The 16219-nt window shown below is 64.8% G+C and carries 15 protein-coding genes and 1 pseudogene; 8 read left to right on the top strand and 8 right to left on the bottom strand.

Annotation, left to right across the window (positions count from 1 at the left end; genetic code table 11):
* Both XH81_RS19520 and XH81_RS19515 read right to left on the bottom strand, forming a co-directional pair.
* Nucleotides 1-247: pseudogene (locus XH81_RS19520) on the bottom strand (hypothetical protein); the annotation flags it as partial.
* A 37-nt stretch (nucleotides 248-284) separates the two neighbouring features.
* Entirely contained in the window at nucleotides 285-1577 is a 1293-nt protein-coding gene (locus XH81_RS19515) for an adenylosuccinate synthase (RefSeq protein WP_028140242.1), read from the bottom strand.
* A gap of 420 nt (nucleotides 1578-1997) precedes the next feature.
* Here XH81_RS19515 and XH81_RS19510 point away from each other — a divergent pair, with 420 nt between their 5' ends.
* The 3 genes from XH81_RS19510 (at nucleotide 1998) to XH81_RS19500 (ending at nucleotide 5190) form a co-directional block, all read left to right on the top strand.
* Complete coding sequence (locus tag XH81_RS19510) at nucleotides 1998-2930, top strand: DMT family transporter (protein WP_028140243.1); 933 nt, start codon at nucleotides 1998-2000, stop codon at nucleotides 2928-2930.
* A 125-nt stretch (nucleotides 2931-3055) separates the two neighbouring features.
* Nucleotides 3056-3991, top strand: coding sequence for a DMT family transporter (locus XH81_RS19505; protein WP_028140244.1), 936 nt, complete (start codon nucleotides 3056-3058; stop codon nucleotides 3989-3991).
* 221 nt (nucleotides 3992-4212) lie between these two features.
* A complete protein-coding gene (locus XH81_RS19500) occupies nucleotides 4213-5190 on the top strand; it encodes a Bug family tripartite tricarboxylate transporter substrate binding protein (RefSeq protein WP_028140245.1) in 978 nt (325 codons plus the stop codon).
* A 158-nt stretch (nucleotides 5191-5348) separates the two neighbouring features.
* Here the strand turns inward: XH81_RS19500 and XH81_RS19495 are convergent, their stop codons facing one another.
* Nucleotides 5349-7034, bottom strand: coding sequence for a methyl-accepting chemotaxis protein (locus XH81_RS19495; RefSeq protein ID WP_028140246.1), 1686 nt, complete (start codon nucleotides 7032-7034; stop codon nucleotides 5349-5351).
* Between the two features lie 258 nt (nucleotides 7035-7292).
* Between XH81_RS19495 and XH81_RS19490 the strand changes: the two genes are divergently transcribed.
* The 5 genes from XH81_RS19490 to XH81_RS19470 all read left to right on the top strand — a co-directional run bounded on the left by XH81_RS19490 (nucleotide 7293) and on the right by XH81_RS19470 (nucleotide 13183).
* Entirely contained in the window at nucleotides 7293-8336 is a 1044-nt protein-coding gene (locus XH81_RS19490) for a C-terminal binding protein (RefSeq protein WP_028140247.1), read from the top strand.
* Nucleotides 8337-8419: 83 nt separating this feature from the next.
* The gene (locus tag XH81_RS19485) at nucleotides 8420-9766 is read left to right on the top strand and encodes an ABC transporter substrate-binding protein (RefSeq protein WP_028140248.1); all 1347 of its coding nucleotides are present in this window, start codon (nucleotides 8420-8422) and stop codon (nucleotides 9764-9766) included.
* Between the two features lie 124 nt (nucleotides 9767-9890).
* Nucleotides 9891-10847: a carbohydrate ABC transporter permease gene (locus tag XH81_RS19480; protein WP_038974596.1), complete on the top strand. Its 957-nt coding sequence runs from the start codon at nucleotides 9891-9893 to the stop codon at nucleotides 10845-10847.
* On the top strand, nucleotides 10840-11742 hold the full coding sequence (locus XH81_RS19475; protein WP_028140250.1) for a carbohydrate ABC transporter permease: 903 nt from the start codon (nucleotides 10840-10842) through the stop codon (nucleotides 11740-11742). The genes XH81_RS19480 and XH81_RS19475 overlap by 8 nt, the downstream gene beginning before the upstream one ends.
* Nucleotides 11743-11827: 85 nt before the next feature.
* Nucleotides 11828-13183, top strand: a complete 1356-nt coding sequence (locus tag XH81_RS19470) for an esterase-like activity of phytase family protein (protein WP_028140251.1) — start codon at nucleotides 11828-11830, stop codon at nucleotides 13181-13183.
* Between the two features lie 52 nt (nucleotides 13184-13235).
* On the opposite strand, the gene XH81_RS19465 is transcribed toward XH81_RS19470, so the two are convergent.
* From XH81_RS19465 to XH81_RS19445, 5 genes are read right to left on the bottom strand one after another with little or no spacing between them, the layout of a single operon-like run.
* Nucleotides 13236-14063: an energy transducer TonB gene (locus XH81_RS19465; protein WP_152102414.1), complete on the bottom strand. Its 828-nt coding sequence runs from the start codon at nucleotides 14061-14063 to the stop codon at nucleotides 13236-13238.
* Nucleotides 14063-14509, bottom strand: coding sequence for a TonB system transport protein ExbD (gene exbD, locus XH81_RS19460; RefSeq protein WP_271596334.1), 447 nt, complete (start codon nucleotides 14507-14509; stop codon nucleotides 14063-14065). Before exbD ends, XH81_RS19465 begins: the two co-directional genes overlap by 1 nt.
* A 4-nt stretch (nucleotides 14510-14513) precedes the next feature.
* A complete protein-coding gene (gene exbB / locus XH81_RS19455) occupies nucleotides 14514-15257 on the bottom strand; it encodes a tonB-system energizer ExbB (protein WP_271596333.1) in 744 nt (247 codons plus the stop codon).
* A 53-nt stretch (nucleotides 15258-15310) separates the two neighbouring features.
* Entirely contained in the window at nucleotides 15311-15826 is a 516-nt protein-coding gene (gene hutX, locus XH81_RS19450; protein ID WP_152102412.1) for a heme utilization cystosolic carrier protein HutX, read from the bottom strand.
* A 24-nt stretch (nucleotides 15827-15850) separates the two neighbouring features.
* On the bottom strand, nucleotides 15851-16183 hold the full coding sequence (locus tag XH81_RS19445) for an antibiotic biosynthesis monooxygenase family protein (RefSeq protein WP_271596332.1): 333 nt from the start codon (nucleotides 16181-16183) through the stop codon (nucleotides 15851-15853).
* Nucleotides 16184-16219 lie beyond the last annotated feature (36 nt).

Below are 16219 nucleotides of genomic sequence, written 5' to 3'. Positions count from 1 at the left end.
CGCCGCCACCGGGGCGCGAGGCCTCGCGGGCGCGCTGGGCGGCCTCCGATTCGACCTTGCGGACGGCCTCCTCCAGCGACAACCTTTCGCGCGTGATCTCGGATTCGGAGAGCGGCGGCTGCACGCTGCGCAGCTGCGCGATCAACGCCGTGCGCGCCCGCTCATAGAGCGCGCGACGGCTTTCGCCGGGAGCGTTCGGGTCCAGGGCGGCAATAGCGCGGGCGATCAGCGGATAGTAATCAGCCATTTCAACTCAACTATACGCGCGTCCCGGTAAGATATCGTTAAGCCTCAAACGGATTTTGCACCAGGATAGTATCTTCGCGTTCGGGGCTGGTGGAAAGCAGCGCAACCGGGCACCCCACCAATTCCTCGATCCGCCGGACATATTTGATGGCCTGGGCCGGCAGGTCGGCCCAGGACCGCGCATTGGCGGTCGGCTCCTTCCAGCCCTCGATGGTCTCGTAGATCGGCTCGACCCGGGCCTGGGCGCCCTCGCCGGCGGGGAAGTGGTCGATCTCCTTGCCGTCGAGCTTGTAGCCGGTGCAGACCTCGATCGTGTCGAAGCCGTCGAGAATGTCGAGCTTGGTCAGCGCCAGGCCGTTGATGCCGCAGGTCCGGACCGCCTGGCGGACCAGCACGGCGTCGAACCAGCCACAGCGGCGCGGACGGCCGGTGTTGGTGCCGAACTCGCGGCCGCGCTCGCCGATCCGGCGGCCGGTCTCGTTGTCCTGCTCGGTCGGGAACGGGCCCTGGCCGACGCGGGTCGTATAAGCCTTGCACAGGCCGAGCACATAGCCGACCGCCCCGGGTCCGAGGCCCGAGCCGGTCGCCGCCTGCGCCGCCACCGTGTTGGACGAGGTGACGTAGGGGTAAGTGCCGTGGTCGACGTCGAGCAGCGCGCCTTGCGCGCCTTCGAACAGCATGCGCTTGCCTTCGCGCCGCTTGATGTCGAGCAGCCGCCACACCGTCTCGGCGTAGGGCAGCAGCTCCGGCGCCAGCGCGCTCAACTCCTTCAAGATCACCTTGCCGTCGAATTCGGGCAGGCCGAGGCCGCGGCGAAGCGCGTTGTGGTGGGCAAGCAGCCGGTCGATCTTGTGCGGGAGCGTGTCGAGGTCGGCGAGGTCCATCAGGCGGATCGCGCGGCGGCCGACCTTGTCCTCATAGGCAGGCCCGATGCCGCGGCGGGTGGTGCCGATCGCGGTCGCCGCGCTGGCGGATTCGCGATGCGCATCGAGCTCGCGGTGCAGCGGCAGGATCAGCGTGACGTTCTCGGCGATACGCAGGTTCTCCGGCGAGACCGCGACGCCCTGCGCCCGCAGCTTGGAGACCTCGTCGAGGAAGGCGGCGGGATCGAACACCACGCCGTTGCCGATCACCGACAGCTTCTGCTCGCGCAGCACGCCGGAGGGCAGCAGCGCGAGCTTGTAGGTCTTGCCGTTGATCACCAGCGTGTGGCCGGCGTTATGACCGCCCTGGAAGCGGACGACGATGTCCGCCTGCTCCGACAACCAGTCGACGATCTTGCCCTTTCCTTCGTCGCCCCACTGGGCGCCGACGACGACAACATTGGCCATTCGCGGGTAATCCTTCGAAGATTTCTCTGTAGGTGGCACGATCCGAACGGAAAATTGGTACCCATTTTTCCGGAATCATGCCTGCGCCCAGCCCAATTCCCGGCCAGAGGCCGTTCGCACCGAGGCAGCCCAACCGGATAAAGGAAGCAGCCTCTCTAGGCAAGCAAGAACGGGGCATTTTCAGGGCTTCGAGGCTACTCCAAGCCTTTGATATCCCCGGAAAATCCAGAAACCTTCGCGGCCAGCGCGCAGGCTTCGACCAAAGCGTGAGAGGCTCAATCCGCCGCTGCATGGTCGCGATGCGTCCGCCCCCCGTTGATGCAGCCCCGATTTCCGTGTCTTTGGACAGCGCCGGACGATCAGCCGGCCCGGATCCCGCCGGGCTGGAAGCCTCGGCGCACGCGGGGCACGCCAATCCCAATGTCCGCCACCGGCCAGACCACGAGCGCGGAGACATCCGGCCACAGCTGGATCGCCAACCAGCCTTATCTGCTGCTCAGCATCACCGCGCTGTGCTGGGCCGGCAACGCCATCGTCGGCCGGCTCGCCGCCGGCCACATCCCGCCGGTCACGCTGTCGTTCCTGCGCTGGTTCTTTGCCTTCCTGCTGGTGCTGCCGTTCGCCTGGAAACATCTTGCCCAGGACTGGCCCGCGATCCGCGGCAGGCTCGGCCTGATGATCACGCTCTCGGTCACCGGCATCGGCGCCTTCAACACGCTGCAATATTGGGCGTTGGAGCATACCCAGGCACTCAATACGCTGCTGCTGCAGTCGGCCGCGCCCCTGGTCGTGGCGCTGTGGTCGCTGGCCATCCTCGGCATCCGCCTCACCGCGGCGCAGGCGTTCGGCGTGCTGCTGTCGATGTGCGGCGTGCTGACCATTCTGCTGCACGGCGATTTCACCACGCTGTCGAACATCGAGTTCAACAAGGGCGACCTCATCTTCATCGTCGCACTCGTCATCTTCGCGCTGTATTCGGTGCTGACGCTGAAACGGCCACCGATGCACGGCCTGTCGTTCCTCGCCTTCACCTTCGGGGCCGGCGCGGCCTGCCTCATTCCGCTGGAGATCTGGGAATTGTCCGCGCGCCCGGTCATGAAGCTCGACGGGCCGAACCTCTTGACGCTGTTCTACGTCGCGGTGTTTCCCTCGACGCTGGCCTATCTCTGCTTCAATCGCGGCGTGCGCCTGATCGGCGCCAACCGCGCCGCGCCGTTCTTCCACGTCGTGCCGGTGTTCGGCTCGATCATGGCGATGGCGTTCCTGGGCGAACACCCGCAGGCATTCCACTTCATCGGTTTTGCGCTGGTGCTGTCTGGCGTGTTCGTGGCGTCGCGAAAGCAGGCGGCGTAGGACAAGCGAGGGTTCAACATATTAGCTGCCAAAGGCGCCTCCTCAGGGTTTGCCTGCATTGTAGCATTGCGGCCGCGTGGCTTGTGCCGCGACGGCAATCCGGCGCAAGCTCGTATCCAACGCCAATGACGATTGCCTCGCCCGCGCCACCTGCCTCCAGTTCGGCCAGCTGGCTCAACAACCAGCCTTATCTGCTGCTCAGCCTGAGCTCGCTGTTCTGGGCCGGCAACATCGTGCTCGCGCGCCATGTCGGCGCGCATGTGCCGCCGCTGACGGTGACCACGATCCGCTGGTTCGGCGTTTTCCTGATCCTGTTGCCGTTCGCCTGGCCGCATCTCAAGCGCGACTGGCCCGCCTTGCGCAACAGCCTGCCGCTGATGCTGTTCCTGTCGCTGGTGGGCTTCGCCTTCAACAACGCGATCTCGTACTGGGCGATGCAGTACACGGAGGCGCTGAACGCGCTGCTGATCCAGTCGGCCGGACCGCTGTTCGTGGCGCTGTGGTCGCTGGTGCTGTTCGGCGTGCGGCTGACGGGTGCCCAGTTCGCCGGCATCGCGATCTCGCTTCTCGGCGTGTTGATCATCATTTTGCGCGGCGATCTCGCCGCGCTCGCGAGCATCAGCTTCAACAGGGGCGACATCATGTTCGCCTCCTCGCTGGTGGCGTTCGGGATCTACTCGGCCTTCATCCCGCGTCGGCCCAAGATCCACCAGCTCTCCTTCCTGTCCTTCACCACCTGCTGCGGCGCGACGATGCTGCTGCCGACCGCGATCTGGGAGGCGGCAAGCGGCCGCGTGCTGCAATTCGACGGGACGACGCTGGCGACGCTGGGCTACATCCTGATCTTTCCCTCGACGCTGGCCTATCTGTTCTTCAACCGCGGCGTCGCGCTGATCGGCCCGAACCGCGCCGCGCCGTTCTTCCATCTGGTGCCGGTGTTCGGCTCGGCGATGGCGATCGTGCTGCTCGGCGAAAAGCTGCAGCCGTTTCACCTGATCGGCTACGCGCTGGTGCTCGCCGGCGTCGTGATCGCCTCACGCCAGGGCTCGGCGGTGAAGTAATTCCGCGCGGCGGACGATGCGTGCTCGTGTCCCGGACAAGACGCAGCGCGCAGGCGGTGCGTCGCAGAGCCGGGATCCAGTTTGTGGCAGCATGGGCCCCGGCTCTGCAGCGCACCGCCGAAGAAGCGCTGCGCCGCGTCCGGGGCAAGCAACTCGCGTCTTCCGATTTTGGCGAAGAGACGCTAGTTTCCCCGCCAACGAAAAAGAGGGAACGTCTCGATATGATTTCAGGGCTGATTCGAAACCTGCGTGCCGTCGGCGCGGCTGCATTGTGCCTCGTCGCCGCATCCACTGCACAGGCCGATACCTGGCCGAGCCGCAACATCACGCTGGTTTTGCCGTTCGCGGCCGGCAGCGGCACCGACACGACGACACGGCTGATCTCGCAGCATCTGTCGCAGGCGCTCGGCGTCGGCATCGTGATCGAGAACAAGGCGGGCGCCAACGGCATGCTCGCCGCGAGCTATGTCGCGAAGGCCGCCCCCGACGGCTACACGCTGCTGGTGACGACCAACACCACGCATTCGGCCAATCCCTATCTGCTCAAGAGCCTCACTTACGATCCGGTCAAGGATTTCACGCCGATCGCGCGCACCGGCGACCTGCCTTTCATGCTGGTCGTCAATCCGGAAGTGCAGGCCAAGACCGTTGGCGAGCTCGTCGCCTACGGCAAGGCCAATCCGGGCAAGCTGAGCTACGCCTCGGGATCGTCCTCCGCGATCGTGTCGGGTGCGACCTTTGCGCACAATGCCGGGCTCGACCTGCTGCACGTGCCCTACAAGAGCTCGCCGCCGGCGCTCAACGACGTCATGGGCGGCCGCGTCTCGATGATGTTCGTCGACATCCTGACCGGCCTGCCCCACGTCAACGGCAACGCGCTGCGCGCGCTCGCCGTCACCACCAAGGACCGCTCGCCGCTGGTGCCGAACCTGCCGTCGATGCAGGAGGCCGGCGTGCCTGATTTCGACATCTCGTCCTGGCAGGGCTATTTCGGCCCCGCCGGCATGCCGAAGGAGATCGTGACCCGGCTCAACGCCGAGATCCGGAAGATCGTCGAGAAGCCGGAGATCAAGGCACAGCTCGCCACCCTCGGCATGGACGCGTTCTCGGGCACGCCGGAGCAGCTCGGCACGTTCGTGAACGAACAGCTCGTGCTGTGGGAGAAGCTGATCACCAACGCGAAGATCGAGAAGCAGTAAGGACGGTCTCGTGTCGCGGACGCGGCGCTGAGCCCGGGGCACCGCTCTCGTAGGGTGGGCAAAGCGAAGCGTGCCCACCGTCAGGTCGTCGCAAAAAGAAAAGGTGGGCACGGCGCTTCGGCGCCTTTGCCCACCCTACGAATTTCGAGCGTTTGGCCTTACGCCGCGCGCACCTTGGCGAGGAAGCCGTCGACGGCGCTGCGCAGCGCGCCGGACTGGCTGTCCAGTTCGCGGGCGTTGGTGAGCACGTCGGTTGCCGCGGTGCCGGTCGCTTCCGCGGCCGAGGTGACACTGCCGATATTGGCGTTGATCTCGTTCGAACCGGCCGCGACCGACTGGATGTTGCGGGCGATCTCGCGGGTCGCTTCGCCCTGCTGCTCGATCGATGCGGAAATGCCGGCGGTGATCTCGCTCATCTCGGCGATGGTCTGGGTGATGCCGGAGATGGCCGTGACCGCGTCGCTGGTCGAGGTCTGCATCGCCGCGACCTGCGCGGAGATCTCCTCGGTCGCCTTGGCGGTCTGGTTGGCCAGCGCCTTGACCTCGGAGGCGACGACCGCGAATCCGCGGCCGGATTCACCGGCGCGTGCCGCCTCGATGGTGGCGTTGAGCGCGAGCAGATTGGTCTGCGCTGCGATCGAATGGATCAGCTTGACGACTTCGCCGATCTTCTCGGCGCCGGTCGAGAGCACCTGCACGGTGGCATTGGTACGCTCGGCGTCGCTGACGGCGCGGCTGGCGACTTCGGTCGAGCGCGTGACCTGGCGGGAGATTTCCGCAACCGAGCTCGACAGCTCTTCGGCGGCCGCCGCAACCGTGCCGACATTGCCGGAGGCTTTTTGCGAGGCAGCGCCGACCGTCGCCGCGCGCGAGGAGGCGTCGCTGGCGGTCGCGGTCATCGACTGCGCCGTCGTCTGCATGCCGGCCGCGGCCGAGGAGACCGAGCGGACGATGCCGTTGACGCTGCGTTCGAAGTCGTTGGCGATGCCTTCCATCGCGCTGCGACGTTCCGCCGCGACGCGTTCCTTGGCATCGGCTTCGGTCCTTTCGAGGTCGCGGATGCGGACCGCGTTGTCCTTGAAGATCTGGACGGTGGAGGCCATCGCGCCGACCTCGTCGCCGCGGCCGACGCCGGGAATGTCGCCCTCGAGCTTGCCGTCGGCGAGATCCTTCATGCGGGCGCCAAGCAGCGCCAGCGGGCGGCTGATGCCGCGGCCGATCAGCCAGGCGACGCTGCCGGCGACAATGAATATGCCGAGCATGGCAAAGCCGAGCAGCCAATAGACCGGACCCATCTTGGCGTCGATGTCGTCGAGATAAGCGCCGGTGCCGAGATACATGTCGAAGCCGGGCACCGCCACCGCGTAGCCGATCTTGCGGATCGGCGTCGGCTGACCGGGCTTCATGTATTCATAATGCAGCAGGATCGAACCGTTGGCCTTGACGCCGTCCATCAGCTCGACCGACAGCTTGCGGCCGTTGGTCACGACATCCATGCGGTTGGTGCCGATCTGCTTGGGATCCGGCGCGAGCTGCGTGATGCCTTCATACGACGTACCGAACAGATAGCCCGCGCCGTTGTCGTAGGTCATCGAATTGCCGTAGCGGCGAAGCTCGGCCATGGCCGCGTCCTTCGTCAGCTCGCCGGCGTCGACGCGCTTCTTCAGAGCGCCCGCATAGTTGCGTGCCAGCTCGACGATCGCCTTGGCCTGATCGATGCGCGCATTCACCATCTCGCGCTTCATCAGATAGCCGGCGAGGACACCGGAGATGCACAGGCCGAACAAGGTGACGCCGACAAGGATGCCGAGCTTCGGGGCGATCTTCAGATTGCTCAATTTCACGATTAGCTCCGGCAATAATGGGATACGGGCGCGCGACAGATCGATCGAAATCGAAATAGCTTTTAGGGAGAGAGCCTTAGCAAGTTACTTACGTGCCTCCGTAGAAGCCCGGACGCAGCCGCAATAAACGGCAATTTATCTCCGCACCGGCAACCAACGATTGTACGCGACCGCTCCGATTTCGCGTAAAAGACGCAAAGGCCCGCCCGCGGAGACGGGTCACAACAAGAACCGACAAACCAAATCGGGAGCGAGAAAATGCCGAAATACAGGGTGGTGACGCCGAAGGGCGCGAGCTTCACGGTCGCGGGCAGCGACTATTCCTTTGAGCGCGAGGCGCTCGATCCGATCGACGCCGAGATCATCGAGGCTCCCGCCGACGAGGCCGGGTTCATCGCCGCCGCAAAGACCGCGGACGCCATCTATGCCAAGGGCATCCCGATCACCAAGACCATCATCGACAGCTTGCAGACCTGCAAGGTCATCACGCTTGGCTCGGTCGGCGTCGACAGCGTCGACGTCAAGGCCGCCACCGCGCGCGGCATTCCCGTCACCAACATTCCGGACACCTTCATCGAAGAGGTCGCCGACCACGCCATGATGCTGCTGCTCGCCGGCTTCCGCCGCCTGGTCGAGCAGGACCGCATGGTACGCAGCGGCCGCTGGGCCGAGGGCCGGCCAGCGCTGCTCAAGGTCCCGAGGCTGATGGGCCAGACGCTCGGCTTCGTCTCGTTCGGCCGCGTGGCGCGTGCGGTTGCGAAACGCGCGGCGCCGTTCGGCCTGCGCATGATGGCCTACGATCCCTTCATCCAGGAAACGCTGATGTACGATCACGGCGTGATCCCGGCGACGCTGAACGAGGTGCTGTCGCAATCCGACTTCGTCTCGATGCATGCCCCGGCAAGGCCCGAGGTGCATCACATGCTGACCGAGAAGCACTTTCGGCAGATGAAGAAGGGCTCGATCTTCATCAACACCGGGCGCGGCGCAACCGTGGACGAGGAGAGCCTGATCAAGGCGCTGCAGGAAGGCTGGATCGCGCACGCCGCGCTCGACGTGCTGGAGAAGGAGCCGCCCTCGCACAACAATCCCCTGCTTGGCATGGAGAACGTGACCCTGACCGCCCATGTCGCTTCGGCCTCGGCACGGTTTGACGAAGCGCGCAAGCGCCGCGTGGGCTACGAATTGTCACTGGTGCTTCAGGGCATGTGGCCGGTAAGCTGCGTCAATCCGTCGGTGCTGCAAGACACCACGCTCCGCCGCTGGCAACCCGTCAGCATGGATCGCGGGCCGAACAGCTAGGCGGCCGGCGCCAAGGCGCCAGAGGCGAAACGGCCCTTCACCGGCGATCAACGCCGGGAAGGGGACATCATAGGGAGGAACTGATGAGGAACGACATCACACGTCGTGATGCCTTGGCGCTGGGCCTGTCCGCTGCAACGCTCGCGGCCACCGGTGCTGCAGCGCAAACAACATCATCGACAATCAAGGCCGCCGACGTGGCGGCGCCCAAGCTTGCGATCGAGAAGGGCGCATCCTTGCGCATGCTGCGCCCGGTGCGCTTCGTCCAGGCCGACGAGGACGTGTTCCGTGCCAATGCAGCAAAGTTCACCAAGGAGACCGGCGTCGAGGTCAAGGTCGATTTCGTCGGCTGGGAGGACATCAACCAGCAGACCGCGGTCACCTCGAACTCCGGCGCGGGCCCCGACATCATCATCGGCTTCTCCGACGCTCCCCACATCTACGTCGACAAGCTGATCGAGCTGACCGACGTCGCCGATTATGTCGGCAAGCGCTATGGCGGCTGGCTCCCGCTGGCGCAGCGCTACGGCAAGAAGAACAAGAGCGACGCCTGGATCGGGCTGCCGTTCGGCGCCACCGCGGGGCCGCTGATCTACCGCAAGTCGATCCTGCAATCGGTCGGCTTCGACAAGGTGCCGGAAGACCATGCCGGCATCCTCGACCTCTGCCAAAAGCTGCACAAGGCCGGCAAGCCGGCCGGCTTCGCGCTCGGCAACGCGAGAGGAGACGGCACCGGCTTCGCCAACTGGACGCTGTGGTCGCACAACGCATCCCTGCTCGACGAGGAAGGCAACGTCGTCATCAACAGCAAGGAGACAATCGCCGCGCTGAACTGGGTGAAGCAGATCTACCCTACCTTCATCGCCGGCACGCCGTCGTGGAATGACGTGTCAAACAATCGCGCCTATTCCGCGCAAGAAATCTCGCTGACCGCCAACGGCGTCTCGCTGTACTTCTCGCTGAAGAACGACCCGGCGACCAAGGCGATCGCCGACGACAGCGAGCATCAGCTTCTGCCCAAGGGCCTGGCCAAGGTCTCACCGATGGACGGGCTCACGCTCAACGCCATGGTGTTCAAACACAGCCAGTATCCCAACGCCGCAAAGGCCTTCCTGCAATACATGCTGGAAAAAGACCAGTACGAACCCTGGCTCAACGCCAATTCCGGCTACTGGTCGCAGCCGCTGGCTGCCTATGCCGATGCCGCGGTGTGGTCGCAGGACCCCAAGGTGACAATCTTCAAGAACACCATGAACAGCACTTACTATAGCGGTTACAAGGGACCGATTTCGACGGCCAGCGGAGCGGTCACCGCCGATTACGTGCTGATTCAGATGCTATCGTCCGTTGCGACAGGCGCGGCCACGCCGGAGGCCGCAGCCGCGGAAGCCGAGCAACGCTGCAAGCGGTACTTCCGGCGGCAGAAGTAGAGATCGTCATTGCGAGCGAAGCGAAGCAATCCAGTCCGTCCGCGCAGCGACAGTCTGGATTGCTTCGTCGCTTCGCTCCTCGCAATGACGGCGTAGTGAAAGATCAGAACAGGACAACACACTAATGTCCGTGACCGCCCTTTCCTCCCAAGCCCTGGCGCAGCGGCAACCGTCCTGGCTGGTGCGGCTCTTCGACTACAAGCCATTCCTGATCATGATGTGCCTGGCGCCTGCGATCGGGCTGCTTTCGGTGTTCCTGACCTATCCGCTCGGCCTCGGCATCTGGCTCGCCTTCACCGACACCACGATCGGCCGGCGCGGCGTCTTCGTGGGCTTCGAGAATTTCCAGTATTTGCTCACCGATCCCTTGTGGTGGAACGCGGTCTTCTACAGCGTGGTCTATACGGGCATCGCGACCTTCGGGAAGTTCGCGCTCGGCTTCTGGCTCGCGCTGCTGCTCAACAACCATTTTCCGTTCAAGAGCATCCTGCGCGCGATCATCCTGTTGCCCTGGATCGTGCCGACCGTGCTCTCGGCGCTGGCGTTCTGGTGGATCTACGATCCGCAGTTCTCGATCATCTCCTATTTGCTGGTCGACGTGCTGCACTGGCGGTCGGGCAATGTCGACTTCCTCGGCTCGCCCTGGCCGGCGCGCTTCTCGCTGATCGCTGCCAACATCTGGCGCGGCATTCCCTTCGTCGCGATCTCGCTGCTCGCCGGCCTGCAGACCATTTCGCCCTCGCTCTACGAGGCCGCGATGCTCGACGGCGCCAGCGCCTGGCAGCGCTTCCGCTACATCACCTTCCCGATGATGATGCCGATCCTCGCCATCGTCATGACCTTCTCGATCATCTTCACCTTCACCGACTTCCAGCTGGTCTACGCCATCACCCGCGGCGGGCCCGTCAACTCGACCCATCTGCTGGCGACGCTGGCGTTTCAGCGCGGCATCGCCGGCGGCGAACTCGGCGAAGGTGCGGCGATCGCGGTATCGATGATCCCGTTCCTGATCTTCGCGACGCTGTTCTCTTATTTCGGCCTGGCGCGCCGCAAATGGCAGCAGGGAGAGGCCAATGACTGATACCGTCGCGCAAACCGCCGCTGTGGCCGACGCGAAAGCGGCACCTGACACCATGGCCTGGGATTCCGGGCTGCGGCGGCTGATGATGATCTATCTGCCGCTCGGCTGCTTCGTGCTGATCCTGCTGTTCCCGTTTTACTGGATGGCGATCACCTCGTTCAAGCCGAACGCGGAGCTGATGAACTACAAGGACCACAATCCGTTCTGGATCTCCTCGCCGACGCTTGCCCACATCAAGCATCTGCTGTTCGACACTGCCTATCCGCGCTGGCTCAAGACGACGATGCTGGTGGCGATCGGCTCGACCACGCTGTCCCTGATCGCGAGCACGCTCGCTGCCTATGCGATCGAGCGCCTGCGCTTCCGCGGCAGTCCTTATGTGGGCCTCGGCATTTATCTGGCCTATCTCGTGCCGCCGTCGATCCTGTTCATTCCCCTCGCCACCGTCGTTGTGCAGTTCGGCCTGTTCGACTCACCGCTGGCGCTGATCCTGGTCTATCCGACCTTCCTGGTGCCGTTCTGCACCTGGCTGCTGATCGGCTACTTCAAGTCGATCCCCTACGAGCTCGAGGAATGCGCGCTGGTGGACGGCGCAACACGCCTCCAGATCCTGCGACGGATCACGCTGCCGCTCGCGGTGCCCGGGCTGATCTCCGCCGGCATCTTCTCCTTCACGCTGTCCTGGAACGAGTTCATCTACGCGCTCGCCTTCATCCAGAGCGGCGCCAACAAGACCGTGCCGGTCGCAATCCTGACCGAGCTCGTCACCGGCGATGTCTACCAATGGGGGGCGCTGATGGCAGGCTCGCTGCTGGGCTCGCTGCCGGTCGCGATCTTCTACTCGCTGTTCGTGGACTACTACGTGTCCTCGCTGACCGGCGCGGTAAAGGAGTAGATCGCGGCTGCGGCGTTTGGCCCGGTTTCACAAAACTGCAACACGCGATCCGCATAACGCGTGCGTCCGCCAACAGGAGACGCACATGCACGCGACTTTTCTTGCCACCGTCGCAACGATCATTCTCGCCGTGAGCCCAGCGCTCGCGCAGAGCGAAGGTGAATTCCCCGCCAAGCTCGCCGGCCACGTGGTGATGCCGGCCGCCACGTTCATCGACGCCCCCGCCGATGCCCCCGCCGATCTCAAGACTTCAGGGAAATACACCACCGGCAAGCGGGTCGACGCGCTCGGCACCGTGATGGGCAAGTCCTATGAGCGCGCGACCGGCGTGTCGCTGCCGTTCAAGGGCCAGCCGCTCCAGGGCCATTCCGGCATCAAGACCATGCCCGACGGCAGCTTCTGGGTCATCACCGACAACGGCATGGGCGCGCGCGCCAACTCGCCGGATTCGATGCTGTACCTCAACCGCTACAAGATGGACTGGGCCGGCGGCAAAATCGAGCGGCTGGAGACGATCTTCCTGCACGATCCCGACAAAAAGGTCCCGTTCCGCATCGTGCACGAGGACACGCAGAAGCGCTATCTCACCGGCTCCGACTTCGACACCGAAGGCTTCCAGATCATCGGCGAGACCTTCTGGATCGGCGACGAGTTCGGTCCCTACATCCTGAAGGCCGACAAATCAGGCAAGATCCTGGCCGTGTTCGATACGGTTGCTGACGGCAAGCCGGTGCGGTCGCCGGACAGTTGGGCCGTGGCGACGCCGGGCGCGCCGGGCGCGACCTACACCAACGTCAACCTCCGCCGCTCCAAGGGCTATGAGGGCTTTGCGTCCTCCAAGGACGGCAAGTTCCTCTACGGCCTGCTCGAGGGACCGCTGTGGGACGCCGAGAAGAAGGACTGGGAGAAGGTCGACGGCAAGGAAGCCTCCCGCATCCTCGAATTCGACGTCGCTGCGGAGAAGTTCACCGGCCGTTACTGGCAGTATGTGTTCGAGCAAAACGGCAACGCCATCGGCGATTTCAACATGATCGATCAGGCCTCCGGCCTCATCATCGAGCGCGACAACGGCGAAGGCACGGCGGACAAGGCCTGCCCGCAAGGCCAGCGCGGCGAGAACTGCTTCCCGGATCTCGCCAAGTTCAAGCGCATCTACAAGATCGAGCTCACGGAGGCCAATGTCGGCAAGCCCGTGCGCAAGATCGGCTATATCGACCTCTTGAAGATCAAGGATCCCGACAAGAAGGCGAGGAAGCCGCTCAACGACGGCGTCTACACCTTCCCGTTCTTCACCATCGAGAACGTCGATCGCGTCGACGACACCCACATCATCGTCGGCAACGACAACAATCTGCCGTTCTCCTCCAGCCGCGATCCCAACAAGGCCGATGACGACGAGTTCATGCTGCTCGAGGTCGCGGATTTCCTGAAGGCGAAATAGGCTGACGCTATGCTCCTCTCCCGCTTCGCGCGGGGGAGGAGTTCGTCGCAAATCAATTACCAAACGCGACGCCCACGTTGATGGGAATCGTCGCATAAGTGATTTCGGACGGCACCGGCGGGAATGGCTGGGCCTGACGCACCATGGCCATGGCCTGGGCATCGAGCACCGCCACACCCGAAGAGCCCGCGAGGCGGCTGGACAGCACCTGCCCGCCACGGCCGAGCGTGAAGCTCAGCTTGACCACGCCCCTCTGACCATTCGCACTCGTCGGATACTGGTGGAAGCGCATGAGGTGCGCGCGCACGCGCTGATAATAGGTTGCCATCGCCGAAGCAACTGAGCCGGCACTCACGGCGGATGCCAGCGGAGCCTGGCGCTCGGCACGTGGCGGCGCGCTGGTGCGCGGCGCGGGCGGCGCATCCGACGGCTTCCGAGCATCGGGACGTACCACCCGAGGCTTTGCCGGTGCCGGCTTCTCCACGGGCGCGACTTGCACCGGCTCGGGCTTCGGCGGAGCCGGATCCAGCTTCTGCTCCGGCGGCGCAACCACGTCCGGCTTTTCCTGCGGCGGCGTCGGCGCGATCGTCTCTTCGACGGCCTGCTGCTGCTTCGGCTCCGGCGGCGACGCATCCGCCTGCTCCATCACGGGGCCCGGCGCGATATCGAGCGGTGTCGACTGCGGCGCCGATGTCTCCGGCGTCATGTCGATGAGGATCGCCGGCATGTTGACACCTTGCTCGGGCTGCGACCTGATCCAATTCATCGCCAGCAGTGCGGCGGCGATGTGCAACGCCACGACCACCGCCGCCGATGCGCCCCAGCGCGCGGTCTCGCGCTCTCGAAGCGGCTCGTGCAGGGCAAAGGCGTTCGCGGCCATCAGTTGCGTCCATCGAGGCCGACGAGGGCAACCTTGAGGTAGCCGGCGTTACGCAGGGTGTTCATCACCTCCATCAGGTCGCCGTAGGAGACGGCCTTGTCGGCGCGCAGATAGATGCGCTCGTCCTTACGGCCTTTGATGACGGCATCGAGGGCGGCGGCGAGACCGTCGCGGGCCATCGTGTCCTCGCCAACGGCAATTGTGGAATCCGGCTTCACCGTCACGAAGGTCGGCTTGTCCGGCCGCGGCGCCGGCTCGGCTGCGGTCGCGGGCAGCTCGACACCGATATCGACGGTGGCGAGTGGGGCTGCCACCATGAAAATGATCAGCAGCACCAGCATCACGTCGATGAACGGCGTGACGTTAATCTCGTTGACGACGTGGAGATCATCCGGGTCACCGCGCTTGAGCGGCGATCCCCCGCGCACGCCGAGCTTCGCACCCATGGGCCTACTCCGCCGCCCGCGCCAGGCGGAACTCCCTGTGGTCGCGCTGACGGCTGACCAGCAGCATCAGCTGCGCCGAGGCATCGCCGAGCAACGCGCGGTAATTGGCGATACTGCGGACCAGATGATTGTAGATCACCACCGCCGGGATCGCCGCGACGAGGCCGAGCGCGGTGGCGAGCAGCGCCTCCGCGATGCCCGGCGCGACCACCGCGAGGCTGGTGGTGTGGCTCTCGGAGATGCCGATGAAGGCGTTCATGATGCCCCAGACGGTCCCGAACAGGCCGACGAAGGGCGCAGTGGCGCCGATGGTCGCGAGCACGCCGGTGCCGCGCGCGATCTGCCTGGACATCGCCGCCTCCACCCGCTCGAGCCGCAGCGCCACCCGCTCCTGAAGGCCGTCGTCGAGGATGCCGCCCGAGAGCTCGGCTTCCCTGGCGCAGGACTGGATCAGCTGGGCAACGGCATCGTGCGCGTCACCGGCCCGTGACGATGCCTCAGCCAGCGTCATGTTGCCTTCGAGCCCGCGCGTCCGCTGCAAGGCGAGCATGCCCTTGCGGCGCAGCTCGATGGTCTTGGCGAGCCACACCGTCCATGTCACCAGCGAGGCGACAGCGAGCCCGATCATCACCGTCTTCACGATAATGTCGGCGCTGACGAACATGCCCCAGGGCGACAGATTGCGCGGTAACAGGGCTTCGTCGATCGCGAAGGCCGGTGTCGGCACCAGCGCGATTGCAACGACCATTTGGCGAAGCCTGGACTTGCCTTGCATCCTGATCTCCCGACAACAAAAGAAAGCTACGCAGCCGGCTGCGCCGCGATCCGGGCCGCGAGCTGCCGGAACCGCGCCAGCTGATCCGTCCGCAGCGCCCTTGTCTCGTCGCGGCCGACGAACACTTTGAACATGATGCCGCCGTCGGCGTTCACGAACGCGACGAAGGCCGACGATTTGCCCATGAACGGGCGCTCGACGAAGGCGACGCCAGCGCAGCGCTCGTGGCGAAGATGGCCGTGCAGACCCTTCGGCTGCATCAGGTTGAAATAGCCGCGGCCGATCTCGCCCGCAGGAACAGCGCCCGTGAACTCGAAGATCGCGTCATCGGTGTGCACGATCAGCGTGACCTCGCCCCACTCCGCGATGTCCAGCATGGCGGCGGCAAAGTGCTCGCCGCCACCGATCCGCACCATGGAGGATGGCAGCGCCTCGATCACGCTGCGCGGGGTGACCTTGCGCTCGCGCGCAACGTCCTCGATCACAGCACCCGGATTGTCGGCCATATGGACCCTGAGATCGGCAAGATCGGTGCTCAACATGTCCGGCTCCTCTGCCATTGCAATCTAGGCGGCCGCGGCCTTGCGCTCGCTCTGGATCACCTCAAAGGCCTCGAACTTGGGATGGCCGAGATACAGGCTCTCGCCGGTCGAGTTGTCGGCGCGGGCATGGGCACGACGAAACTGGTCCGAGCGCGTCCAGGCCTCGAACGCCGCCCTGTCGACCCAGGTGGTGTGCGACGAATAGAGCGTGTGGTCCTCGGCCTCCGGGCCCTTCAGCAGGTGAAACTCGACGAAGCCCGGCATGCTGCCGAGATAGGATTCACGGGTGGCCCAGACGGTTTCGAACGCGGTCTCCGCGCCCTTCTTCACCTGGAAACGATTCATGGCGATGAACATCAAAGTCTCTCCTTCTGATCAAAACGAAACGCGCCG

The organism is Bradyrhizobium sp. CCBAU 25360 (genome assembly GCF_028128695.1).
GTDB lineage: Bacteria > Pseudomonadota > Alphaproteobacteria > Rhizobiales > Xanthobacteraceae > Bradyrhizobium > Bradyrhizobium ottawaense.
Note: the sequence above shows the minus strand (reverse complement) of the source record. Positions and strands in the feature narration are given on the sequence as shown.